This window comes from Yoonia sp. 72 (assembly GCF_034652275.1).
Lineage (GTDB): Bacteria > Pseudomonadota > Alphaproteobacteria > Rhodobacterales > Rhodobacteraceae > Yoonia.
This window is the reverse complement of sequence record NZ_JAXIWG010000001.1, coordinates 1,446,823-1,470,626: the sequence shown is the minus strand read 5'-3', so window position 1 is coordinate 1,470,626 and position 23,804 is coordinate 1,446,823. Positions and strand designations below refer to the sequence as shown.

At 61.1% G+C, this 23,804-nt stretch carries 24 protein-coding genes; 8 read left to right on the top strand and 16 right to left on the bottom strand.

Features of this window, described 5'->3' with window-relative positions:
- Positions 1–43 precede the first annotated feature (43 nt).
- The gene (locus VCK47_RS07360; RefSeq protein ID WP_322891757.1) at positions 44–1,912 is read left to right on the top strand and encodes an acyl-CoA synthetase; all 1,869 of its coding nucleotides are present in this window, start codon (positions 44–46) and stop codon (positions 1,910–1,912) included.
- A 30-nt stretch (positions 1,913–1,942) separates the two neighbouring features.
- Here the strand turns inward: VCK47_RS07360 and VCK47_RS07355 are convergent, their stop codons facing one another.
- The 9 genes from VCK47_RS07355 to VCK47_RS07315 form a co-directional block, all read right to left on the bottom strand.
- Positions 1,943–2,473, bottom strand: a complete 531-nt coding sequence (locus VCK47_RS07355; RefSeq protein ID WP_322891756.1) for a chemotaxis protein CheD — start codon at positions 2,471–2,473, stop codon at positions 1,943–1,945.
- Positions 2,470–3,456: a CheB methylesterase domain-containing protein gene (locus VCK47_RS07350; protein ID WP_322891755.1), complete on the bottom strand. Its 987-nt coding sequence runs from the start codon at positions 3,454–3,456 to the stop codon at positions 2,470–2,472. Before VCK47_RS07350 ends, VCK47_RS07355 begins: the two co-directional genes overlap by 4 nt.
- A gap of 127 nt (positions 3,457–3,583) precedes the next feature.
- The gene (locus VCK47_RS07345) at positions 3,584–3,907 is read right to left on the bottom strand and encodes a chemotaxis protein (RefSeq protein ID WP_322891754.1); all 324 of its coding nucleotides are present in this window, start codon (positions 3,905–3,907) and stop codon (positions 3,584–3,586) included.
- 32 nt (positions 3,908–3,939) lie between these two features.
- Positions 3,940–4,326: a response regulator gene (locus tag VCK47_RS07340; protein ID WP_322891753.1), complete on the bottom strand. Its 387-nt coding sequence runs from the start codon at positions 4,324–4,326 to the stop codon at positions 3,940–3,942.
- Positions 4,327–4,329: 3 nt separating this feature from the next.
- Positions 4,330–5,232 carry a protein-glutamate O-methyltransferase gene (locus VCK47_RS07335; protein WP_322891752.1) on the bottom strand — a complete coding sequence of 301 codons (903 nt, stop codon included), beginning with the start codon at positions 5,230–5,232 and terminating at the stop codon, positions 4,330–4,332.
- Positions 5,229–5,696 (bottom strand): chemotaxis protein CheW, encoded by a 468-nt coding sequence (locus tag VCK47_RS07330; RefSeq protein ID WP_322891751.1) that lies wholly within the window; start codon positions 5,694–5,696, stop codon positions 5,229–5,231. The genes VCK47_RS07335 and VCK47_RS07330 overlap by 4 nt, the downstream gene beginning before the upstream one ends.
- Positions 5,680–7,758 (bottom strand): chemotaxis protein CheA, encoded by a 2,079-nt coding sequence (locus VCK47_RS07325; RefSeq protein ID WP_322892019.1) that lies wholly within the window; start codon positions 7,756–7,758, stop codon positions 5,680–5,682. The genes VCK47_RS07330 and VCK47_RS07325 overlap by 17 nt, the downstream gene beginning before the upstream one ends.
- 14 nt (positions 7,759–7,772) lie before the next feature.
- Complete coding sequence (locus VCK47_RS07320; protein ID WP_322891750.1) at positions 7,773–8,147, bottom strand: response regulator; 375 nt, start codon at positions 8,145–8,147, stop codon at positions 7,773–7,775.
- Positions 8,147–8,431 carry a hypothetical protein gene (locus VCK47_RS07315; protein ID WP_322891749.1) on the bottom strand — a complete coding sequence of 95 codons (285 nt, stop codon included), beginning with the start codon at positions 8,429–8,431 and terminating at the stop codon, positions 8,147–8,149. The genes VCK47_RS07320 and VCK47_RS07315 overlap by 1 nt, the downstream gene beginning before the upstream one ends.
- 228 nt (positions 8,432–8,659) lie before the next feature.
- Here VCK47_RS07315 and VCK47_RS07310 point away from each other — a divergent pair, with 228 nt between their 5' ends.
- Together VCK47_RS07310 and VCK47_RS07305 are read left to right on the top strand one after the other, a co-directional pair.
- Positions 8,660–9,232, top strand: coding sequence for a L,D-transpeptidase (locus VCK47_RS07310; RefSeq protein ID WP_322891748.1), 573 nt, complete (start codon positions 8,660–8,662; stop codon positions 9,230–9,232).
- Positions 9,233–9,266: 34 nt separating this feature from the next.
- Positions 9,267–9,992, top strand: a complete 726-nt coding sequence (locus tag VCK47_RS07305) for a DsbA family protein (RefSeq protein WP_322891747.1) — start codon at positions 9,267–9,269, stop codon at positions 9,990–9,992.
- Between the two features lie 4 nt (positions 9,993–9,996).
- On the opposite strand, the gene VCK47_RS07300 is transcribed toward VCK47_RS07305, so the two are convergent.
- Positions 9,997–10,191, bottom strand: coding sequence for a heavy-metal-associated domain-containing protein (locus VCK47_RS07300; protein WP_322891746.1), 195 nt, complete (start codon positions 10,189–10,191; stop codon positions 9,997–9,999).
- A gap of 141 nt (positions 10,192–10,332) precedes the next feature.
- Here VCK47_RS07300 and VCK47_RS07295 point away from each other — a divergent pair, with 141 nt between their 5' ends.
- The 3 genes from VCK47_RS07295 to VCK47_RS07285 all read left to right on the top strand — a co-directional run bounded on the left by VCK47_RS07295 (position 10,333) and on the right by VCK47_RS07285 (position 15,481).
- On the top strand, positions 10,333–12,633 hold the full coding sequence (locus VCK47_RS07295; protein ID WP_322891745.1) for a heavy metal translocating P-type ATPase: 2,301 nt from the start codon (positions 10,333–10,335) through the stop codon (positions 12,631–12,633).
- A 10-nt stretch (positions 12,634–12,643) separates the two neighbouring features.
- Complete coding sequence (gene cueR / locus VCK47_RS07290) at positions 12,644–13,039, top strand: Cu(I)-responsive transcriptional regulator (protein WP_322891744.1); 396 nt, start codon at positions 12,644–12,646, stop codon at positions 13,037–13,039.
- A gap of 150 nt (positions 13,040–13,189) precedes the next feature.
- Positions 13,190–15,481, top strand: a complete 2,292-nt coding sequence (locus VCK47_RS07285; protein ID WP_322891743.1) for an arginine/lysine/ornithine decarboxylase — start codon at positions 13,190–13,192, stop codon at positions 15,479–15,481.
- 27 nt (positions 15,482–15,508) lie between these two features.
- On the opposite strand, the gene gabT is transcribed toward VCK47_RS07285, so the two are convergent.
- Both gabT and VCK47_RS07275 read right to left on the bottom strand, forming a co-directional pair.
- Positions 15,509–16,822, bottom strand: coding sequence for a 4-aminobutyrate--2-oxoglutarate transaminase (gene gabT, locus VCK47_RS07280; protein WP_322892018.1), 1,314 nt, complete (start codon positions 16,820–16,822; stop codon positions 15,509–15,511).
- 90 nt (positions 16,823–16,912) lie between these two features.
- Positions 16,913–18,292: an aspartate aminotransferase family protein gene (locus VCK47_RS07275; RefSeq protein WP_322891742.1), complete on the bottom strand. Its 1,380-nt coding sequence runs from the start codon at positions 18,290–18,292 to the stop codon at positions 16,913–16,915.
- A gap of 168 nt (positions 18,293–18,460) precedes the next feature.
- Here VCK47_RS07275 and VCK47_RS07270 point away from each other — a divergent pair, with 168 nt between their 5' ends.
- Complete coding sequence (locus VCK47_RS07270) at positions 18,461–19,645, top strand: M24 family metallopeptidase (protein WP_322891741.1); 1,185 nt, start codon at positions 18,461–18,463, stop codon at positions 19,643–19,645.
- Positions 19,642–20,634 (top strand): N(2)-acetyl-L-2,4-diaminobutanoate deacetylase DoeB, encoded by a 993-nt coding sequence (doeB, locus tag VCK47_RS07265; RefSeq protein WP_322891740.1) that lies wholly within the window; start codon positions 19,642–19,644, stop codon positions 20,632–20,634. The genes VCK47_RS07270 and doeB overlap by 4 nt, the downstream gene beginning before the upstream one ends.
- On the opposite strand, the gene VCK47_RS07260 is transcribed toward doeB, so the two are convergent.
- The 4 genes from VCK47_RS07260 to VCK47_RS07245 all read right to left on the bottom strand — a co-directional run bounded on the left by VCK47_RS07260 (position 20,612) and on the right by VCK47_RS07245 (position 23,750).
- Positions 20,612–21,679, bottom strand: a complete 1,068-nt coding sequence (locus tag VCK47_RS07260) for a tetratricopeptide repeat protein (protein ID WP_322891739.1) — start codon at positions 21,677–21,679, stop codon at positions 20,612–20,614. The two genes, doeB and VCK47_RS07260, sit on opposite strands and share 23 nt — an antisense overlap.
- Positions 21,679–22,113 carry an OmpA family protein gene (locus tag VCK47_RS07255; protein ID WP_322891738.1) on the bottom strand — a complete coding sequence of 145 codons (435 nt, stop codon included), beginning with the start codon at positions 22,111–22,113 and terminating at the stop codon, positions 21,679–21,681. Before VCK47_RS07255 ends, VCK47_RS07260 begins: the two co-directional genes overlap by 1 nt.
- A gap of 30 nt (positions 22,114–22,143) precedes the next feature.
- Positions 22,144–22,995, bottom strand: a complete 852-nt coding sequence (locus VCK47_RS07250) for a hypothetical protein (RefSeq protein ID WP_322891737.1) — start codon at positions 22,993–22,995, stop codon at positions 22,144–22,146.
- A 194-nt stretch (positions 22,996–23,189) separates the two neighbouring features.
- On the bottom strand, positions 23,190–23,750 hold the full coding sequence (locus VCK47_RS07245) for a fasciclin domain-containing protein (protein ID WP_322891736.1): 561 nt from the start codon (positions 23,748–23,750) through the stop codon (positions 23,190–23,192).
- Positions 23,751–23,804: the final 54 nt, after the last annotated feature.

Below are 23,804 nucleotides of genomic sequence, written 5' to 3'. Positions count from 1 at the left end.
CGTCGACAAGTCGCGGAAAGGAATTACTGGGGAGGAATGCAGCATGGCATTTGCAACGATGGCGGATCGCGACGCGATTCATAACGAAATGCCGTGGGCCGACCGCAGCCTGCCCGTGACGACCTTTGCGCTTCTGTCGCAGACGGCTGCCGCGCATGGCCCGCGCAAGGCGGTCAGTTTCAGCCTACTGTCCGACCCCGATGCCTTTTGCGAAACGCTGACTTGGGCGGAATTGCAAGCCAAGACAGCACAAGCGGCCAACCTGTTCCGCGACCTCGGTGTCGGCGAAAAGGATGTTGTGGCCTTCGTTCTGCCAAATGCGACCGAGACCATCCTGACGTACTTGGGCGGGCAGGTCGCGGGGATCGTCAACCCGATCAATCCGCTGCTGGACGCAGAACAAATCGGTGCGATCCTGCGTGAAACCAAGGCCAAGGTTGTCGTGACCCTGCGCGCCTTTCCCAAGACCGACGTTGCCCAAAAAACCGCCGAGGCCGTGCGCCTTGCGCCCAATGTCACCACCGTCCTCGAAGTGGATTTGCTCCGCTATCTGACAGGACTGAAACGGCTGATCGTGCCGCTGATCCGGCCCAAAAATCCTGTCGCGCACAAGGCCAAGGTCTTGGATTTCAACGCGGAACTTACCAAGCGGCCTACCACGCTGACGTTCGCGGATTCGGACAGGGACAGGGTTGCCGCCTATTTCCATACCGGCGGCACCACGGGCATGCCCAAAGTCGTGCAGCATCGCTATTCCGGCATTGTCTATAACGCCTGGCTGGGCGCGCGGCTGTTGTTCACGGAACAAGACGTGCAGATCTGCCCCCTGCCGTTGTTCCATGTGTTTGCGACGATCGTGTCGCTTGGCGCCTCTCTGGGGTCGGGGGCGCAGGTCGTGTTTCCTACACCGCAGGGGTATCGCGGCGAAGGCGTGTTCGACAATTTCTGGAAACTGGTCGCCAAGCACAAGGTCACTTTCATGATCACGGTGCCGACAGCGATGTCGGCGCTGATGCAGCGCAAGGTCGATGCCGATATCTCGTCGTTGCGCCTCGCGTTTTGCGGGTCCGCGCCTTTGCCGCTTGAACTATACAAGAAATTCGAGGCGGCGGCGGGCGTCACCATCTGCGAAGGTTATGGCCTGACCGAGGCGACCTGCCTTGTGTCGATCAACCCGCCTGACGGGGAAAAGCGGGTAGGTTCCATTGGCATGCCCTTCCCCTACACAGATGTGAAGATCGTGTCTGCAGCCACGGGGATGGAATGCGGGGTCGATGAAATCGGCGAAATCTGCGTGGCCAGCCCGGGCGTCTTCAGTGGCCAGACCTATACCGAGGCCGAAAAGAACCGTGACATGTTCTACGTCGATCACCTGCGTACCGGCGATCTGGGCCGCATCGATGCTGACGGGTATCTGTGGATCACGGGCCGTGCAAAGGACCTGATCATCCGGGGGGGGCACAATATCGACCCTGCCGAAATCGAAGAAGCCCTCGCCGGACACCCAGCTGTCGCATTTGCGGGGGCGATCGGCCAACCCGACGCGCATGCGGGCGAGGTCCCGTGCGTCTACCTTGAACTGGTCGCCGGTGCCGATGTCACCGAAGAAGCCCTTCTGGAATACGCCAAAGAGCATATTCACGAACGTGCGGCCCATCCAAAACACCTCGAGATACTTGCCGAGCTGCCAAAGACTGCCGTTGGCAAGATTTTCAAGCCTGACTTGCGCAAGCGTGCGATTATGCGCGTCTATAACGCCGCGCTGGCTGACATCGCCGCTGAAGTCAGCGCCGTCGTCGAGGACAAGAAGCGTGGACTTGTCGCGCGCATCAACGCCGATGCAGAGCTTTCTGACAAGATCGGCAAAGCGCTTGGTGCATACACCATTCCCTGGGACTTGGAGGGCAAATAGGCCCGTATGCTGACCGATTGCGCCCCCGCATCAGAACAGCGTGATCTCTGGCGCGGGGCGCGGCCGCACAACCTGTGCTTCTGGTGGAGGTGAGCCGGCGATCTGCATCTGCCGCGCCGCCCCTGTCGTGGGCGTGAACTGGACCCGTCGGGCCATGGTTCCGCCGATGCTCTGGGACAGGCAGGGGATGCCTTCACGTTCCAGAAACGAAAGGGCAAAGGTACCATTTGACTGGCCGATGTCGCGGGCATGGACCGTCATACGTGCACCTCCGAAAATCTTGGCCTGTAGTCTGCGCCGGTCACCACCGGCACGCAATATCTTGTTGATCAGCAATTCCATCGCGTTCACGCCATATTTCAGGTCCGAAGTGTTCGTGTCGCCGCCACTTGCCAGCAAGAAATGGTTCATGCCGCCAACCTTTCCCGGCAAGTCGAAGATGCAGACGGCGACGCAAGACCCCAGAATTGTGGACATGACCACTTGCGGATCGGCCGATACGGCGAAATCGCCCTGCACGATGGTTAACATCTTGGTGCCTGTCGCGTTTAGGTCGGTCATGCGCGCTGCCTTTGCAGAGCCGTCCGCAGCAAGCCGGGGCCGATTTGGTTGATCGGTAGTTCGGTTTCGATACCTCCTAATGCCTTGGCGACGCGCGGCATGCCGTAGACCACGCAGGTCGCCTCATCCTGCCCAAAAGTGCGCGCCCCCGCGGCGCGTAGTGCTGTGATACCTTCGGCGCCGTCTCTGCCCATCCCAGTGAGGAGTGCAGCTGTTATATGCGGTGCGAACGGGACCGCGGAATGGAACAGCGCGTCCACCGATGGCCGGTGCCCTGATTGGCGCGGCGCTTCATCCAGCCTGATCCGAGCAGGGGCCCCCTGTGTCAGACGGACATGGTGTGTGTCCCCCGAAGCCAAATAGATGTGACCCGGCTGCAAGGCCGCGTCCTGTGTTGCGGCAACGACTTTTGCCGCAGTGACGCCATCGAGCAGTCGGATCAGGCTGCCGGCGAAACTGCCGCCGGTATGCTGAACAATGACTGTTGGTGGCGCGGCCGGATGAAAGTGACGCAGGATCTGCATCAAAGCATCGATGCCCCCTGTCGAAGATCCGATCAAAACGGCTTTGCGCGGGTCGATCCGGCCGGTTGGGGCGGGCACAGCGCATAGTGTTGCAGGGCGGTTCAGGCGCCCGCTTGGAACAAGAGCGGCAAGCAGAGTGCTGTCAGAAACGTTGCCCGGCAAAACACGTATCGCAGGGTTCGCCTTGAGCGCGGCATTGGTGAGATGCGGCTGATGCGAGGTCCCAAGCACGACGCAACCGACACCCAGCATCCTGAAAAGCGTTGCAAGCAATTCGAACTCCGGACAATCGGCGATTTCGGTCGTCAGCAAGACACAATCGGGTTCGTTGTGTTCAGTGAAATCATAGACTTCTGTCAGCTCGGTCGCTGCGCGAACGACGTCGAGCGCGAGTCGTTCCAGACGACGCTGCAATTGCCCCAGCAGGATAACGGATCGATGGGCGATCAGTATGCGCATGAATTGCCTCGCTTTTGGTCGGGCGCCATAGTGCCGGTGGCACAAAGACCGACATGACCTGCCCCACGCGGGACGACGGTCGTGATCTGGCGTATCAGGGCGCGCCGTCCTTCGACATTCCACGCCATCAGAAGATCGCTATCCGTGGCTGATCATGGTCGGCCCGTGGGGTGGCATCGCCGATCAGATCACGCAGCCACGCAAGACGCATGCGTGCAATGATCACACTGCTGTCCGACGTCGTTTCATTCTCAGTTTGTTCACCCATCGCATCCAACAAGCTGGCAAGATCAGCAAGCGATTGCAGAACCAGATCAAAATCCTGCAGTGACTTTGTCTTTTGGGACAAGTCGGTCTCGCAACTGCACATACTCAGGGCTGTGTCTTCAAGACGCGTCACGATGGTCGCGATTTCGCGCAGCGCAGTTGCGATATTGTCCAATGGTCGCATTGGCCCGGACCGATGTGGCACAGATTGCATATTCACAGTCGACCCACCACGCTTTCGATACATTGCTTCATGCTCGCGGTCGAAAACGGCTTCTTGATAATGTTATTCAGACCAAGCGCCTTACCCTTGGCGACCAGATCAGGTGTCGGATTGCCCGTCACGAGAATGAAACCGATGCGGGATGTCGCTTTATGCTGGCGCAGGGCGCGAAGCAGTTCGAGCCCGTCCATTCCCGGCATGTTATAGTCCGAGAGGACCAGGTGAACCGGGTCGGCAATCAGCTTGTTCAGCGCCGCTCTGCCGTCATTCTCTGCCTGGTTTTTCCAGATGCCCATCTCCTCGATGGCCTGCACGAGAAGTCCGCGGCTGACGCCCATGTCGTCCACAATCATCACGCGCAATGTGTCTTTCAAGCTCATGGCCTAGTCTTTCGTTTGAGGTCGGATCGATGCCCCGCTGCGAGGCCGTCGTTGATACGTGGTAATGGCCACACTGCGGAATTCGTTTTCTGCCGGCCCGGTCAGCCGCTCCGAATGCCCGATCATCAGATGGCCGTCGTCGTGCAGCACATCCGCGAAACGTTGCCAAAGCCGGACTTGCGTCTCCTTATCGAAGTAGATCGCAGCATTTCGGCAGAAGACGACATCGAAGCGGCGCCGCATCGGCCATTCAGAGATCAGGTTCAATTCACCGAATGTCACCAAGGCCATCAGATCCTGCCGGATCCGGAAGTGAGGACCTCCGCCGATATCGTCTATCATCAGCTTTTTGTATTCGTCAGGTATCGCGTTGGCCTGTTCACGGTCATATTGCGCTTGTCGGGCTTTCTGGATCATTTGCGGATCAACATCTGTGGCAAGCAATTTGATATCGAGACGCGATGCATCGGGGCATGCGTCACGGATCATGGCAGCCATGGAATAGGCCTCTTGTCCTGCTGAACACGCGGAAGACCACATCCTGACAGGGGCGCCCATTTTTGCTTTCTCAATCAGTTGGGGAAGGACCCTTTCACGCAAAAAAGTGAAATGATGCCGCTCGCGAAAGAAATGGGTGACATTTGTAGTCAGCGCCGAAAGCAGGTGTGATTGCTCGTCGTGGGCGTTGGGATCGGACAGCAAGGCGCAGTAGCTTTCGAAGTCCGGAAGGTCGAGCGCCCGCAATCGTTTCGTGAGCCGCGAGTAAACAAGCGGTTTCTTCGACGGTTGCAAATGAAGACCGTATTTTTGATGTGCAAGCGTTGCAATCGTAAGAAAGTCACGATCGGTGAAATGATACTCGCGTGCTGTCGGTTCGTTTGCAGAGACTGGACCAGGTGCGCTCATGCAGCAACCTGATTTGTCGGGTTCAGCAATGCTGACAGGCTGATGACTTTCGTCATGTCATCACCAAGCGGTATGATCCCGAGAATGGCACGTGTGGTTGTATCCTCCGGGCCGCGGGGTGTTTCTCGTACTGTATGTGCATCTACACCAAGGATCTCCGAGACAGATTCGACCAAAAGTCCGATGATGCGATCTTCGACCGCGATGATGATGATGACATGCCTTTCAGTGGGCATGATCTTCGCGAAACCGAGCTTGGCGGCAAGGTCGATGATCGGAATGACCGCACCGCGCAAGTTGATGACACCAAGAACGTGGTCGGGCGAATGCGGTAGCACCGTCACCGGGGTCCAGCGACGGATTTCTCTGATCTGTTTGATTTCAATACAGAAATTCTGCCCACCTGCAACCAGTGTCACGAATTCCAGCCGTTCGGATTTTTGCAGTTCAGCAAGCTGTGACATAAGTGGCATCCCTTCCATTGTGGCTATTGGTGACTGTATAGGCAGTGTTGCCGTGCGCGACGGCCTCGGGGTCGATGATCAGGGCGATTTTGCCGTCACCAAGGATTGTCGCGCCCGAGATACCCGAAATCTCGCCGTAGTTGCCTTGCATGCTTTTGACCACGACTTGCCTCTGGTCGAAGATGTCGTCGACGGCCAAGGCGCATTGGGGGATGCTGTCTGTCTGGATAAGCAAAAGTACCCTGTCAGTCATGTCGCGCGATGTCACCGCCTGACCCATGCGTTCGGCTAGATCGATGATTGGAACATACTCGCCACGTATACGCAGCAACGTGTTGTTGAGCCCGATCTGGGACAAGTCAGCCGCTTTTGGTCTGACCGTTTCGAGGATACTGGAAATCGGGACCACCATGGTCTGGTCGCCTAGGTTAATGATCATCCCGTCCATCACCGCAAGTGTCAGCGGAAGGGTGATCGAGAAAGTCGTTCCCTGGCCGAACTGGCTGCTGATCGCCACGCGCCCACCAAGTGCGGTGATTGCCGTTTTGACTACGTCCATCCCAACGCCCCGACCGGACAGGTTGGTCACTTCCTTCGCGGTGGAAAACCCCGGAGCGAAGAGCAGGTGATCGATCTCCGTCTCAGACAGTTGCGCATCCTCGGCGACCAGCCCCTTCGAGACGGCGATTTCCCTGATCTTGGGGCGGTTGAGACCGGCGCCGTCATCGGCGATTTCGATCACAATGCTGCCAGATCTTTGCCGTGCGGCAAGACGGAGTTTGCCTTGCCGGTTCTTTCCGGCAGCGACCCGGCGGTCCGGCGCTTCGATCCCGTGGTCGATGGCGTTACGGATCATATGTGTCAGCGGGTCGGCCAGCCGTTCGACGACGGTTTTGTCGACTTCCGTTCCCTCACCTTCGGTGATCAGTTCGACCATTTTGCCGGTAGCATCGGCAGCCTCACGCGCAATACGCAACATGCGCTGGAATAACGGTTTGACCGGCTGTGCACGAATTGCCATCACGCCTTCCTGAATTTCGCGCGCCAGCAACTTGTAATCGTCGAGATCGGCGAACAATTCGGCGGCATTGGGCAGGTTCGCATGCTGCAACCTTTGAGAAATGACCGATTGGTTGATAATCAGTTCGCCGACTGCATTGATCAGGCGATCCACTCTTTCAGGATCGACGCGGAGCGAGCTTGCAGCGCGACCGCCGCTCCGATCTGCGGCATTGCGCGCTTTTGGATCGGGCGTGTCACCCTGCAGGTTGGCCGAAGCGGGTTCTGCCGTGTCGTCCTCCGGCAGTTGAGCGGAGGATGTGGCCAGCTGATCTGCAGGCGCCATAGCCTCCGTGTCACTTGACGTGACCCGCAAGGCGCAAAGGTCATCGACAAATTCAAAGACTTCAAGGATCGGTAAATCCGATCCCAGTCCCTCGATCTCTACCTGCCACGTCAGCAGACCTGCCTGCCAGTTCAGGTCGTCCAGTCGCGTCGGCAACGCAGACATGTCCACTGTCACACGGGACGGACCCAATGCCTGCAGTGCGGCAATAACAAGGACCGGATCATTGCCGCTGGTGTAAAAGGCGGCATTTGGCGTAAACGTGACCACATGGGTCGAGGCCGCATCAGCGGGTGCATCAAAAGCGAGCGTCAGCGCCTCGAAAACGAAATCGTCGGCGGCGGCCGGTGCGTCGCCCAGAAAGGATTGCAGGTCCGCCAGCACGGGGTCGACCTGCGCCGTGTTCGTCGGCAAGTCCTCTCTCGCGGTATCAATGAGATCGGCAAGGACATCGCCGGAGCGCTGTAGTACATGCAATATCCGGTCATCGAGCATCAGACGCTGTGACCTGACGTGGTCCAGAACTGTTTCGAACGTGTGGGCGAACCCGACAAGATCGTCGAGCGCGAAGGCGCCAGCCGCGCCTTTCACGGAATGAACGGCGCGAAAGACAGCATTGACGGTTTCGCTGTCGGTGCTGCCATCGCGCATCGCGGTCAGGCCTTCGGTCAAGGCAGCGATCAGGTCTTCGCATTCCTCGAAAAAAACATCGCGCATCGTCATATCACCAGTCATTGGGCGGCTCCTGTCAGACGGCGGATGACTGCGACAAGTGCTTCGTCGTCAAAGGGCTTGACGATCCAGCCAGTGGCACCGGCCTGCCGCGCACGTTCTTTCAGTGCAGCCCCGCTTTCCGTTGTCAGGACGAGGACAGGCACCGTGCGGTTGCGGGTTCCACCACGGATATCGGCGATGACACCAAAACCGTCTTTGTTGGGCATGTTGACGTCGGTGATGACCAGATCGGCGTCCTGTTCCTGAAATTTGGTAATCCCGTCGACGCCATCGACGGCAGTCGACACCTCGAATCCCGCGTTCTGCAGCGTCTGGGTCAGAAGGCTGCGGATTGTCCGGGAGTCGTCGATGGCCAGAATGCGTGTGACCATTACTGTACCCCCTGCTGCTGCGGCAAAGGCCAGAGCGCCAGCGTTTCGAGCCCGCTGCGCAGTTCCTGTGATTCGTTCACGACCGTCAGGCTGTGGCCGCCAGCCGCCCAGGTCTGCGTTGCTGTGGCGAGGATCTGTGCTGCCAGCCCGCCGACGCGGCTGACAAGCCGGCCGTCCAGAATAAGATCGGTGCCTTGCGCCTTGACCAGAAAGGCATGAAGATCCGCGCAGGCATCGAATGCCAAGACTGGCGGCAGGACAAAAGTGGCAGTTTCAGCCGGCATGATGGCAAGACCCTTCGTTACACGTCGAAGGCCCTTATGTGCCGCTCCGGCTTAAGATCATGTAAACAGCGCCTCTATTTTCCGGACATCGCACATCACTTCAAATCTGCGTGTGGCGTGGCGCATCTGCACTGATCTTATGGTAATTCACACGCGACTTGCATAGCGGTAGGCACAGAAGCGCAGATCGCGTAAAGTCAACGACGATCGTTCAGGATGAGGCTACGAATGAAAAACAACAACAATACCCAGTCACGCCGCGCTTTGCTTCTTGGGGCAACGGCGGCGACGCTATTCGCACCGTCGATTCTGCGTGCGCAGACCCAGCAAGCACCGGTGGACCGCAATATCGCGGCTTTCCGTGTGCATGAATGGCGCGACCATTTCGATTCGATCGGCGTTGGCGCGATTCTTGCAGACACCAAATCGATGTTCATGCAGCACTGGACACCTGATGGCGACATGCGGATCTATCCCACATCGGTGCCCTTGTCCGATGACCTGACCCGCACCGGCTATACCGAGGTGATCGACAAGCGCGTGGCGCCCAGCTGGGCACCCACCCCTGCAATGCGGCAGCGCAACCCCGAATGGCCGGCGTTCATTCCAGGCGGTGACCCGATGAACCCGATGGGATCGCATGCGCTGTATCTGTCCTGGCAATTCTACCGGATCCATGGCACGCAGGACACCCGCAAGATCGGGCGCCGGTCGTCCAACGGCTGTATCGGTCTGTTCAACGAACAGATCGCCGAAGTCTACGAACGTACCCCGATCGGCACCAAGGTCCGCCTGATCTGATCCTTGACACGCCGCCTGCCTTGAAAGGGACAGCATGACTTTCGCAAGACTTTTCGGCATCGCGGCAATCTGCGTTCTTCCGGTGTCCGGTGGAGCGCAAAACCTGACCGAAGACCAAGTCAGAGATCTGGTACTCGACACGATCCGCGCCAATCCGCAGATCGTTGTCGAAGCCTTGCAGATCCTCGAGCAAGAACAGCAAGAGGCGCAGGCGGCTGCAGCGCAAGTCGCGCTTGCCGACCAGCGGGCGCTGCTCGAAAATGACCCCAACGCGCCTGTCATCGGCAACCCTGACGGCGATGTCACGGTGGTCGAGTTCTTTGATTACAATTGTCCGTATTGCCGGAGCGCCAAGACAGAGCTTGACGGTTTGCTATCGGCCGATTCCAACGTCCGTGTCGTGTTGCGCGAATGGCCCGTCCTTGGTGAGGGATCGGTTTTCGCAGCCCGCGCGGCACTGGCATCGCGCCAGCAGGGCAAATACGAGGAATTCCACAACGCGCTGATGACGATGCAAGGGCGCGCCGAGGAGCAAAGCGTCATCCGCGTCGCGCAAAGCGTGGGGCTGGATATCGACCAGCTGCGCCGTGACATGGAAGCCCCCGAAGTCGCAGAACATCTGCAACTGTCCAGCGGCCTCAGCAGGTCACTGGGCTTTACAGGGACACCGTCCTTTGTGATCGGTCAAAATCTCGCCCCCGGCCTGATCCGTGCCGATCAGATGCAGCGTCTGGTCGCAGCGGCCCGCACGGCCGACTGACCGTTCAGCGCGAGGTTGCGGAGTAACCTGCGCCTTTCAGGACCGAAATCACCGTATCGGCACCAAGCTTGGTGTTCACAGACACCTCACGTGCGGTCAGGTCGGTTCTGACCACCGCATCCTTGTCAGCGGTCTGCAGGCTTTTGGTGATTGCGGCGGTGCAGTGACCGCAGCTCATATCCGGAACATGGAATTTCATTTCGGTCCTCATCATTTTGCGTGTCCCATAGCAGACCCGTCTTACCGTGAAAGTGGGTTTTTTTGGTTTTCTGCACAAGGCGCTTGAGCTTCCAGTGACTGGAATGCCTATGTTGGGGGTAATCAAGAAAGGTTCAACCCGATGGCACAGCCTGCAACAATCCGCCTTGCGATCGACGGCATGACCTGCGCGTCCTGCGTGGGCCGTGTCGATCGCGCTCTTGCGGCAGTGCCGGGGGTGCAGTCGGTCGCTGTGAACCTTGCAACGGAAACTGCGACGATCACGCTGGATGATCGCAGTCTCACCGCCGCGCAACTGGCCGATGTCAGCACAAAGGCGGGCTATCCCGCGGCACCGGCCGAACCTGACCAGACCAGCGTGAACGCTGCCCGCAAGGCGGACGAAGCCCACGCATTGGCGCGCAGCACCCTGTTCGCAGCGGTCTTGGCGCTGCCCGTTTTTATTATGGAAATGGGCGCGCATCTTGTGCCTGCCTTCCACCATGTCATTGCCGACACGATCGGGATGCAGACGTCATGGATCATCCAGTTCATTCTGACCACGCTGGTGCTGTTCGGCCCGGGCCGCGTGTTTTTCGCCAAGGGATTGCCAGCGCTGTTCAAGGGCGCGCCTGACATGAACAGCCTTGTGGCGCTGGGCACGGGGGCGGCCTGGACCTATTCGGTCGTTGCGACCTTCTTGCCCACGCTTATCCGCGCCGATGTGCGCGCCGTCTATTTCGAGGCGGCGGCGGTGATCGTCGTGCTGATTCTGCTGGGCCGCTTGCTTGAGGCGCGGGCCAAAGGACGCACGGGTGCGGCTATTCAGGCGCTGATGGGATTGCAGGTCAGGCAAGCCCGCGTGCTGCGCGACGGCAGGCTGGTGGCGGTCGATGTGGATGCGCTGGTGGTGGGTGATGTCATCACCCTGCGCCCGGGCGAACGGGTGCCGGTTGACGGGACCGTGACCGACGGGAGCAGCCCTGTAGATGAAAGCATGATGACCGGCGAACCGCTGCCTGTGGTCAAGACCACCGGCGACGCGCTGACCGGCGGCACGGTGAACGGGCAGGGCGGGCTGACCTTTGCCGCAACACGGGTGGGCAAGGATACGACGCTTGCGCAAATCATCCGCATGGTGACCGAGGCGCAGGGCGCAAAGCTGCCCATTCAGGATGTCGTGGACCGTGTGACCCTGTGGTTCGTGCCGGCGGTGCTAGCGCTGGCCATGTTGACTGTGGCGGTCTGGCTCGCCGTTGGTCCTGATCCGACGCTAGCGCTGGTTGCGGGTGTGTCGGTGCTGATTATCGCCTGTCCTTGTGCGATGGGGCTGGCCGTGCCGACCTCGATCATGGTGGGCAGCGGGCGGGCCGCCGAAATGGGCGTGCTGTTCCGCAAGGGGGCGGCTTTGCAGCAACTGGCCGATGTCAGCGTGATCGCCTTCGACAAGACCGGCACCCTGACCGCAGGCAAGCCGCATCTGACCGATCTGGTGCTGGCCGACGGGTTCACCCGTGCCGATGTGCTGCGCCTTGCCGCGGCGGTCGAGGCGAAGTCCGAACATCCCATCGGGGCGGCCATCGTCAACGCCGCCCGTGCCGAAGGTCTGGGCGAGGCGGCGGTCAGCGACTTCCGCGCCATCGCCGGTTTCGGAGTGTCCGCTTTGGTCGACGGGCAGCGCGTGCTGATCGGGGCCGACCGGTTGCTGGCGCAGGACGGGATCGCCACAGGCGCGCTTGCTGCGACCGAGACGGCGCTGGCGGAACGCGGGCGCACGGCGCTCTTTGTTGCCATCGACGGTCAAGCCGCCGCTGTCATCGCGGTGGCCGATCCGGTCAAGCCCGGAACGGCGGCGGCGATTGCCGCGCTCAAGGCCATGGATCTGAAAATCGCGATGATTACCGGCGACAAGCGCGAGACCGCAGAAGCAATTGCCCGCGAGATCGGGATCGACCATGTCGTCGCGGGTGTTCTGCCCGATGGCAAGGTCGCAGCCCTTGACCTGTTGCGCGTAGAGGGCCGGATCGCCTTTGTCGGGGACGGGATCAATGACGCCCCCGCACTCGCCCATGCCGATATCGGCATCGCCATCGGCACCGGTACCGATGTCGCCATCGAGACGGCGGATGTGGTGCTGATGTCGGGCGATCTGCGCGGTGTCGTGAACGCTGTCGCCGTCTCGCAGGCGACGATGCGCAATATCCGCCAGAACCTTGGCTGGGCATTCGGCTACAATGTCGCGCTGGTGCCGGTGGCGGCAGGTGTGCTCTATCCGGTCTTTGGTCTGCTGCTCTCGCCGGTTTTCGCGGCTGCCGCGATGGCGCTGTCGTCGGTGTCGGTTGTGTCCAACGCCCTGCGTCTGCGCCGTTTGCGTCCCGTCATGAACGAAAAGCCGCCGCATACGCCTGTCACCCTCGGCACCGCACCGCAACCCGCTGAATAGGAGGAGAGTCATGAACATCGGAGAAGTCGCCGCCAAGTCGGGTCTGCCTGCAAAGACCATCCGCTATTACGAGGACATCGGCCTGATCCGGCCGGAACGGCACGACAACGGCTATCGCGTGTTCCGGCAGACGCAACTGCACAAGCTGATGTTTCTGGCGCGCGCGCGGTCCTTGGGGTTTTCCATTGACGATTGCCGCATCCTGCTGGCCCTTTACGAAGACGACAGCCGCGCCTCTGCGCAGGTCAAAGCACTGGCGCAGGATCATCTGACCCAGATCGACGCCAAGATCGCGGGGCTGCGGGCGATGCGCGACACGTTGGCCGATCTCGTCGATGCCTGCCACGGCGACAGCCGCCCGGATTGCCCGATCCTCAAGGATCTGGCGGCAGCGCAGGACAGATAGACCCTTTCCGCCCCGGTGCCCGGGACGGGCGCTCCGCGCGGGGATATTTAGGCTCGAACGATGGCGGGATGTCGCGCAACCTTGCTTTGACGCGCTTGGGCACCTCTGTCATGTAGGCCGCAAGCGGCCCGCCTTGTACAGGAGACTACAATGAAATTTCGATTCCCCATCTTCATCATCGATGAGGATTTCCGGTCGGAGAACTCATCCGGCCTTGGCATCCGCGCCATGGCCGAAGCGATCGAGAATGAAGGTTTCGAAGTCGTCGGCGTCACGAGCTATGGTGATCTGTCCCAGTTCGCGCAGCAACAGTCCCGTGCGAGCGCTTTTGTGCTGGCCATCGACGACGAGGAATTCAGCCCCGGTCCCGATCTGGACCCTGCCGTGCTGAACCTGCGCCATTTCATTCAGGAAGTCCGCCGCAAGAACGAGGATGTGCCGATCTACCTGCACGGCGAGACCAAGACGAGCCGCCATCTGCCCAACGATATCCTGCGCGAATTGCACGGATTCATCCATATGTTCGAGGATACGCCGGAATTCGTGGCGCGTCATATCGTGCATGAGGCGAAAAAATACCTTGAAGGCATCCAGCCGCCGTTCTTCAAGGCGCTGCTGGATTACGCCGAGGACGGGTCCTATTCTTGGCATTGCCCCGGCCATTCCGGCGGCGTTGCGTTCCTGAAAAGCCCGATTGGACAGATGTATCACCAGTTTTACGGTGAAAACATGCTGCGTGCCGACGTGTGCAATTCGGTCGAGGAATTGGGCCAGCTTCTGGACCATAACGGCGCGATTGGTGCGTCGGAGCGGAATGCGGCGCGGATATTCAACGCAGATCATTGCTTCTTTGTGACCAACGGCACATCGACCAGCAACAAGATGGTCTGGCACCACACCGTCGCCCCCGGCGATGTCGTGGTCGTAGACCGCAACTGTCACAAGTCGATCCTGCATAGCATCATCATGACGGGGGCGATTCCGGTTTTCCTCAAACCGACGCGCAATCATTACGGCATCATCGGCCCGATCCCGCAAAGCGAGTTCGAGATCGAGACAATCAAGGAGAAAATCCGTGCGAACCCGCTTTTGTCCCATGTCGACGCCGATACGGTGAAACCGCGGATCATGACGCTGACGCAATCGACCTATGACGGGGTGCTTTACAACACCGAAACCATCAAGGGTCTGCTGGACGGCTATGTCGAAAACTTCCATTTTGACGAGGCGTGGCTGCCGCATGCGGCATTCCACACCTTCTACAGCGATTTCCATTCGATGGGCCGCAAGCGCGAACGCCCGCGCCATGCCGTGACCTATGCGACGCAGTCCATCCACAAACTGCTGGCAGGGATTTCGCAGGCGAGCCATGTGCTGGTGCAGGATTCACAAGATACCAAGCTGGACCGGCACCTGTTCAATGAAGCCTATCTCATGCACACAAGCACCAGTCCGCAATACAGCATTATCGCAAGCTGCGATGTGGCGGCGGCGATGATGGAACCGCCGGGCGGCGTTGCGCTGGTCGAGGAAAGCATCGCCGAAGCGCTCGATTTCCGCCGCGCGATGCGCAAGGTCGATGCCGAATTCGGGGATGACGAATGGTGGTTCCAGGTCTGGGGACCGGATGCATTGGTCGAGGAAGGGATCGGCGATCCCAAGGACTGGGTGCTCAAGAAAACCGATGCCGATGGCGTGCAGGCCTCTGACGGCGAGGATTCGTGGCACGGGTTCGGCGATATGGCGCGCGGGTTCAACATGCTGGACCCGATCAAGACCACCATCGTCACACCCGGCCTGAACCTTGACGGCCGGTTCGAGGAGATGGGGATTCCCGCCTCTATCGTGACCAAATACCTGGTCGAAAACGGCGTCGTCGTGGAAAAGACCGGCCTTTACAGTTTCTTCATCATGTTCACCATCGGGATCACCAAAGGGCGGTGGAATTCGCTTTTGGCGGCGCTGCAGCAGTTCAAGGACGATTACGGCCGCAACCAGCCATTGTGGCGGGTCATGCCGGAGTTCATCGCCAAGCATCCGCATTACGAAAAGATGGGCCTGCGCGACCTGTGCCAGCACGTCCACCAGCTTTATGCGAAATACGACATCGCGATTCTGTCGACGGAAATGTATCTGAGCGATCTGCAACCCGCGATGGCCCCGAACGACGCCTATGCGCACATCGCGCGGCGCACGACGGAACGTGTGGCCATCGACGATCTGGAAGGGCGGATCACCACATCGCTGGTGACACCTTATCCGCCGGGCATCCCGCTTTTGATCCCGGGCGAAGTGTTCAACACCAAGATTGTGGAATACCTCAAGTTCAATCGCGAGTTTGAACGGCTGTGCCCGGGGTTCGAGAATGACATCCACGGGCTGGTCGTCGAAACCGGCGCAGATGGCGTGAAACGCTATTACGCGGATTGCGTGGCGGGCTGAGCACCGCCACGCGCGTGATCGCCGGACCTAGTGTCCGGCGATGGCGGCGGCCAGCGCATCCTCGAAAATCGCAAGCCCTTCGTCGATGATCGCGTCCGACGCTGTCAGCGGCACCATGATCCGCAAGGCATTGCCGTGCATCCCGCAGGACAGCAGGATCAGCCCGCGTTTCAGTGCATTTGCTACGACGGATTTGGTCAGCGCCGCATCTGGCGCATTGCTGGCCAGATCGGTCACGAATTCCACGGCCAGCATCGCGCCCAAGCCCCGCACATCGCAGATGCGGTCGGGGGCTGTACGCGCGCCGATATCCGCAAACCGCGCGCGGAAATGATCGCCAAGCGCGGTTGAACGGGCAAGCAGGCCTTCGTCCTCGATCGCCTTGATCGCGGCCAAGGCTGCGGCGCAGGCCACGGGGTTGCCGCCATAGGTGCCGCCCAGACCGCCGGGGATCACGGCATCCATCACCTCGGCCCGGCCGATCACACCGGCGATGGGATAGCCGCCTGCCATGGATTTCGCGACGGTGATCAGGTCAGGGACAACGCCCGAATGCTCTATGGCGAACCAAGTGCCGGTACGGCCGAACCCTGCCTGAATTTCGTCCGCGATCAGCAGGATGCCGTGCTGGTCGCAGATGTCGCGCAGGGCGCGCATCATCTCGAACGGGACGGGGGTGTAGCCGCCTTCGCCCAGTACAGGCTCGATGATCATCGCCGCGATCCGGTCGGGCTGCGCATCGGTCAGGAACAGGTTCTGCAATCCGGTCAGCGCATCCTGCACGGTGATCCCGTCGCGCGCATTCGGAAACGGCGCGCGGAAAATGTCCGACGGGAACGGGCCCACGTCCTTTTTATAAGGGCTGATCTTGCCGGTCATGCCCAAGGTCAGCAGCGTGCGCCCGTGATAGCCGCCCGTAAAGGCGATCACACCGGGACGGCCTGTTGCGGCGCGGGCGATCTTGACCGCGTTTTCCACCGCCTCGGCGCCGGTTGTGACCAGCAGCGATTTTTTCGCATGATCGCCGGGGGCCAGCGCGTTCAGCTTTTCGGCCAGCGCGACGTAAGGCTCGTAAGGGACGACCTGAAAACTGGTGTGGGTGTAATGGTCTTCCTGCGCCTTGGCGGCGGCGATCACCGCAGGATGCCGGTGGCCGGTGTTCAGCACCGCGATGCCGCCTGCAAAGTCGATGTAACGGCGGCCTTCGACGTCCCACAACTCGGCGTTTTCGGCGTGGCTGGCATAGATCGGTGCGGCAGAGGCGACGCCGCGGGCAACGGCAGCGTCGCGGCGCGCGATCAGGTTGGCATTGGTCTGGGCCGCGACGGGCGAGGTGTGCATGGGCTTGTTCACGGCTGTGGTCCTTTTCTGGCAGGGCTTTGCCTGCATGGATGTGCTGATCCTAATCCGATCCGCACCATGGCTGTCAATCTATCCCAAGACCTGCGCCACGGCGTCTTTTGTCACGGTCACGATCTCGTCCGCCTGTGCGCGCGTCAGCGGGAAAGGCGGGGCAAAGCCGATGATGTCCCCCTGCGGCATGGCCCGCGCGATCACGCCACGGTCCAGCATGGCGGCGACGACACGGGGGGCTGTCTTGTCGGCGGGGTCAAAGAACACGCGGTCGTCGCGGTCTTTGACCAGTTCGACGGCGCACCACATGCCTTCACCGCGCACATCGCCGACATGTTTATGGCCGCCAATCGCGGCGGCCATCGTCTTGTTCAGATAGGCCCCGACGCTGCCCGCATTGGCGACTAGGTTCTGATCGTCCAGCAGCTTGAGGTTCGCCACCCCCGCCGCCGCACAGATCGGATGCGCCGAATAGGTCCAGCCATGACCGAAGGGGCCGAATTCATCGGTGCCGCGCTCCAGCACCTCCCACATGCGGTCCGATACGATAGAGCCGGACAAAGGCGCATAGGCCGATGTCAGTCCCTTGGCGATGGTGATGAGGTCGGGCTTCAGCCCGTAATGGTCCGACCCCATCATCGTCCCCAGACGGCCAAAGCCTGTCACGACCTCGTCCACGATCAGCAGGATGTCGTATTTGTGCAGCACCGTCTGGATCGCGTCCCAATAGCCCGCAGGGGGCGGCACGATCCCGCCGGTGCCCAGCATCGGCTCGCCGATGAAGGCGGCGATGGTGTCGGGGCCTTCGCGCAGGATCATCTCTTCGAGCTTTTCCGCGCAATGGGCGCTAAAGGCGGCTTCGTCCATGTCACGATCCGCGCGGCGGTAGAAATAGGGCGCTTCGGTATGCAGCACTTGCGTCAGCGGCAAGTCGAATTTCTTGTGGAACAGCTCCAGCCCCGTCAGTGACCCCGTGACCAGCCCCGACCCGTGATAGCCGCGCCAGCGCGAGATGATCTTTTTCTTCTCCGGCCGGCCCAGCACGTTGTTGTAATACCAGACCAGTTTGACATTGGTTTCATTCGCATCCGACCCGCTGAGGCCATAATAGACGTGGTTCATCCCTTCGGGCGCGCGTTCGGCGATCATGTGCGACAGGGTGATCGACGCCTCGGTGCCGTGACCGACATAGGCGTGGTAATAGGCCAGTTCATGCGCCTGTTTGGCGATCGCCTCGGCGATTTCGGGATGGCCGTAGCCGACGTTGACGCAGTAAAGCCCCGCGAATGCATCAAGCGACCTCCGCCCTTCACGGTCGGTGATATGCACGCCTTTGGCGGACTGGATGATCCGGTTGCCGATGTCGCGCCGCGCGAACTGGCCCAGATGGGTGGACGGGTGAAAGAAATGGTCGTGATCCCATTGGGTCAGCTGGTCATTGGCAAACTGGTCGGTCATCGCATTCTCCCTCAGGTTTGGGGCAGTCTAGGCGGGATGGCCCGCAGTCTCCAGCCCAAGGGGGACGCTCTTTGTCGGAAAGCGACATGGTTTGCCGGTGTTGGGGTATAGAGCGGGGGCGCGAAACAGCCCAGCCTTGGCACGACCACCCCAAGCAAAGGCCAGATGATGACCACTTTCGAGGCGAATTTCCCGACCAGCGAATATCTGCGCCGGATCACCAAAACCCGCGCCGAGATGCAGCTGCGCGGGCTGGATGCGATCTTTGTCACCGACCCGTCGAACATGTCATGGCTGACAGGCTATGACGGTTGGTCCTTCTACGTCTTTCAAGGCGTGATTCTGACCCATGACGGCGATCCGGTCTGGTGGGGCCGGGCGATGGATACTCTGGGTGCGCGGCGGACGGTGTTCATGGACAGCGACGACCAGATCAGGGGCTATGACGATACCTTCGTGCAGAACCCCGATAAGCACCCGATGCAGGAACTGGCGAAACTGCTGGCCGAACTCGGGCTTGCCAGCGCGCGGATCGGGGTGGAGATGGACAACTACTATTACTCCGCCGCCGCCCATGCCGCGCTGCTCGTGGGGTTGCCGCAGGCGCGGATCAGCGATTGCACCGGTCTGGTGAACTGGCAGCGCGCCGTCAAATCCGACCGCGAGATCGACTACATGCGCCGCGCGGCGCGGATCGTCGAAACCATGCATGCCCGCATCGTGGAACTGGCCGAACCCGGCCTGCGCAAGAACGACCTGATCGCGGAAATCTATGCCGCGGGGATCAGGGGTGCGGATGGCCATTGGGGTGACTACCCCGCGATTGTGCCGATGGCCCCGTCCGGCATGGATGCTACCGCCCCGCATCTGACATGGGACGACCGCCCGATGAAAACCGGCGAGGCCACGTTTTTCGAGATCGCAGGCGCCCACCGCCGCTATCAATGCCCGCAATCGCGCACCTTGTTCCTTGGCAAGGTGCCGGACAAATACCGCGACGCGGAAGCCGCCGTGCTCGACGCGGTCGAGGCGGGGCTGGAACAGGCCAAGCCCGGCAATCAGGCGCAGGACATCGCCAATGCCTTCAACGCGGCGCTGAACAAGGCGGGCTATGTCAAGGACAGCCGCTGCGGCTATGCCATCGGGATCAGCTATCCGCCCGACTGGGGCGAACGCACGATATCGTTCCGCAAGGGCGACACGACCATTCTGGAACCGGGGATGACGTTCCACTTCATGCCGGCGCTCTGGCTTGATGACGGCGGGTTGGAGATTACCGAGCCGATCCTGATTACCGAGACGGGCTATGAGTGTTTCTGCACCACGCCGCGCGCGCTGGTAGTCAAAACATGATTACCCCGACCATCCCGCTGGACCGCCACGGCGTCCACCACGGTTTCCTGAAACTGCCCTACAGCCGCGATGACAGCGCATGGGGGTCTGTGATGACCCCGATCACTGTCATTGTGAATGGCAACGGTCCGACCGCGCTTTTGACGGGGGCGAACCACGGCGACGAATACGAAGGTCCGGTCGCCTTACAGGAACTTGCGGCGACTTTGCAGCCCGATCAGATCACGGGCCGTGTCATCATCCTGCCGATGATGAACCTGCCGGCCTTCGCCGCAGGGACGCGCTGTTCACCCATCGACGGGGCGAATATGAACCGCAGCTTTCCGGGCCGTGCCGATGGCAGCGTGACGCAGAAAATCTGCCACTATATCGCGACCGAACTGGTGCCTTTGGCCGATATCGTGCTGGATTTCCATTCGGGTGGTCGCACGCTGGATTTCCTGCCATTCGCTGCCGCCCATATCCTGCCCGACAAAGCGCAAGAGGCCGCCTGCATGGCCGCGATGCAGGCTTTCAACGCGCCTTATTCGGTGCGGATGCTGGAAATCGACGTGGTCGGCATGTTCGACACCGAGGTCGAACGTCAGGGTAAGACATTCGTGACCACCGAACTCGGCGGGGCGGGCACGGCGACCGCGCGCAGCGTCGCCATCGCGCGCAAGGGCATCCGCAATCTGCTGATCCATGCAGGCATCATGGCGGGAGACTTGCAGGTGGACCCTACCTTGCAGCTCGACATGCCCGACGACACTTGTTTCGTCTTTTCGCATCATGCAGGGCTGATCGACTATCTGGTCGATCTCGGCGACGCTGTCGAAAAGGGTCAGCCCATCGCGCGCATCTGGCCTGCCGACCGGACCGGCGTGCCGCCCGTGACCTGCCACGCCGCTTGCACCGGTATCCTGACCGCCCGGCACGTGCCGGGGCTGGTCAAGATGGGCGATTTCGTCGCCTTGGTCGCCGTGGTTACCGGAACGCTGCCAGATTGACGATGATCTCGCCGGGCGCGGTGGTGTTCAGGCTTTGCTTGACCGGCGTGATGCCTGTCAGCGTGGGGAGGTAAGCGGCCAGATCGGCAGCCAACGATTTGTCGGCGCTGTAGCCAAAGCTGATATAAGTGTCACTTTCCTCTGGTGCGCGCGCATCAAGCCGCACCCAATAGCCAGCATGCCGCAGATCCGTCGCAAAAACCTCTGCCGCTGTCCGCATTGCGGGCGAGGAGGGATCGGCAATCAGCGTGACCCGTCCTGCCGGTGGCGTGATATCCGCCATGCCCGCCCAGCCGGAGGCGGCGTAAGTCGTGCCGTCGGGCGCAAGGGTGCTGACCCGCCACAGAACATCCGCATCAGCGTCCAGCAACAGCCCCGACCCCGCTGTGACGACGGTGATCTCTGGCGTGGCGTAATCCCCTGTGCTGTCAGGCAGGCGCAGGGCTTCGACCAGAAACCTCTGCGACGATGCGCCGTTGATGGTCCACACAACCTCGCCCGCTTGGGCGAATAGCAGGTCCGGCGCAGTCACGCCGATGGCGGGTTGTGGGGGCAGGGCCTTGGCCGCGGCGGCGGGGATCGCCACGGCAGCTTTGTCGAACCAGTATTGTGCAAGGGCGGGATTGGCGGCGATGCCGTCGCCTGCCTCATACAGCAGACCCAGATTGAACTGTGCGCGGGCATGGCCGCGCAGTGCCGCACGGGTGTACCACAGGATCGCGGCGTCCACGTCGCGCGGCCTGTCGGTGCCCGCGTCATGGATAATCGCAAGGTTGAACTGCGCTTCGGCAAGGCCCAGTGCGGCGGCCTGCGCATACCAGTCAAAGGCGGCGGCAGGGTCGCGCGCACCGTCGACACCGCGGTCGGCCAAAAGACCGAGCCCCAGCATCGCCTCGGCCGATCCGGCGGCGGCTTCGTCCTGCCACAGCGCACGCGCCGTGGTAAGATCATTGCGCGCAAAGGCATCCGCGCCGGTGTCCTGCGCCCAGCCTATGGCTGGACACAGGATCGCCAACACGCCCGCGATGATCGCCGCGCGCCGCATCAGCGCCAGCTGATTTCGACGACGCGGTTTGCTTCTTCCGCGACGCCGTCAGGGGTTTGCACCTGCAATTCGCTATTGCCACGGCCCAGCACCTGCAGGCGTTCGATCGGGATGCCGCGTTCGGTCAGCGCGGTGGCGACAGCCGTGGCGCGCTGCAATGAAATCGCGAGGTTCACCGCTGGATCGCCGACCTTGTCGGCACCGCCCGCCACGACCATGACGAACGGGTCGCCTTCGCGGAAGGTGCGCACGGCACGGTCCAGCGTCGCGGCCTGATCGGGGCTGATCGTGGCGCTGCCAGAGTCGAAATAGACCTTGAGCCAAGGCGATTCCGCCGTTTCTTCGGTCGCGGCGGGGGCCGTTTCCTGTGCGACGACGGGGGCTGCGATCATCAGCATGGCGATGGTCAGCGACCGGAGAGTTTGGGATGTCATGGTTTTTTCCTTTGTTTGAGGTTTGAGGGGTTAATTCGGCAGTGGCGTGTCATGCGCCAGAAAAAGGTCGATCCGTGCAGGGGCTGCGTCTGACAACCAACTGACATCGACCAGAACGGCACCGAAACGGTCGGCAAGCGCCTGTGCCATCGCCATGTCCTGCGCGCGGTAGACCCTGACTTGGGGCGATGCGGCTGTGATGGTGCTGGTGCGGTTCAAAACCACTTCTGCGCCCATAGCGGCGATGGTGTCGGCGATACCGGTTTGCGCCGCGCTGTCGCCCAGCAAGGTGATGGTGATCCCGTCAAGGCGCAGCACGCTACTTGTGCAATCGGCGCATTGGAATGCGCCGGTCGCCGGGGCGGGTGCGGCAATTGTCGGGCTGGCGGTCAAAGGACGGGCGGGCATGGCGATGCTGGGGGCCAGCGCCGGGCCGATCTTGGGTGGTTGGGCCACAAGGGTCGGCGCCGCATCCTGAACGCGAGGCACAGGCGCGACTGCGTTGCGCGCCACAGGCAAGGCGGATGCGATCATCGCGGGGGATTGCGAGGCAACCGGTGGGCGCGTTCCCTCGATCGTCGTCAAGGCAAAGAGGCAGGTTCCGGCCACGGCCGAGGCGACACCGGCGACGGCCAGTCGTTTGCGCCGGAAAGCGGGCGGCGGTGCCGCCACAAAGACCTGTTGGGGTATGCTTGCGTCCTGCACGCCCCACAATGCAAGGCTTTCGGCGCGCAGCACGCCGCGCGGCCGATAAGGCTGGCGCTGCCTTGCCGGATGCCGGATCGGCTGGTCCGGCGCGATCCGTGGCCAGACCGGCGCCTGCACGGCTTGCGTCCGCGAGATCGCGGCTTGGATGATGCAGGATGCCTCTGCGCGGGCCATCGGGGTTTCCTTTGAAAGGTGGTTCGGCTTCGATGTCAAAGCCACGGCGGCAGCCAAGGATAAGTTTCAGCCGCTCAGAAGAATTCTTCATAAACGGAAACGGCCCCCCCGACTTGCGCCGGAAGAGCCGCCACTTTTTACCATGCTACTGGTTAAAAACTCGCAAAACGGTACTCGTTAGAAAGCGGGAAACCTTACATCGCGGGGGTCAGGACCGCGTCGATCACGTGGATGACGCCGTTGGACTGGACGACATCGGCGATAGCCACGGTCGCGACGGTGCCGTTCTCGTCCGTCAGCTGGATCATGTCATCGGTCATCGTCGCCTGCAGCGTGCAGCCGCCCAGTGTTTCGACGGCATGGGTGCCGTTGCTGTCAGCGATCATGCCCGCGATGGCATCGGACATCGCGTTTGCACCGACCACATGGCAGGTCAGGATCGTGGTCAGCAGGTCCTTGTTCTCGGGCAGCAGCAGCGAATCCACGGTGCCTTCGGGCAGGGCAGCGAACGCGTCATTCGTGGGGGCGAAAACGGTGAACGGACCTTCGGACTGCAGCGTCTCGACCAGACCGGCGGCGCCCACGGCAGCGACCAGCGTGGTGTGATCGGCAGAGTTCACGGCGTTTTCAACGATGTTCTTGTCGGCGAACATGGCGGCACCGCCGACCATCGGGTTTTCAACGGAATGGCCAGCCGAAAAAGCGGCGCTGGCGGCGAAAGCGATGGTCAGGGCAGCAAAAGACGTCTTCAACATGATACGGGTTCCTTGTTTGAGTGACCCGGTCGTCTGACCGGAGATACAAAGAAC